Source organism: Paraburkholderia sp. SIMBA_053, from assembly GCF_046534895.1.
In the GTDB taxonomy this organism is placed as follows: Bacteria; Pseudomonadota; Gammaproteobacteria; order Burkholderiales; family Burkholderiaceae; genus Paraburkholderia; species Paraburkholderia caledonica.
In genome coordinates this window covers 1-233 of record NZ_JAWRXU010001789.1, presented here as the reverse complement: position 1 = coordinate 233, position 233 = coordinate 1, and the positions used below count along the sequence as shown (strand labels likewise).

The 233-nt window shown below is 48.5% G+C and carries 1 pseudogene; it reads left to right on the top strand.

Features of this window, described 5'->3' with window-relative positions:
- A pseudogene (locus tag SB753_RS41675) lies at positions 1 to 233 on the top strand (excinuclease ABC subunit B); the annotation flags it as partial.

Sequence of the window (233 nt, the reverse complement as noted above, 5' to 3'; positions counted from 1 at the left end):
AAAACCTTCACCATTGCCAATGTCATTGCTGACCTTCAGCGCCCAACCATGGTACTTGCGCCCAACAAAACGCTGGCGGCCCAGCTGTATGGCGAAATGAAAGAGTTCTTCCCGGAAAACGCGGTGGAATATTTCGTTTCCTACTACGACTACTATCAGCCGGAAGCCTATGTACCGAGTTCCGACACTTTCATTGAGAAAGATGCCTCGGTTAACGAACATATTGAGCAGAT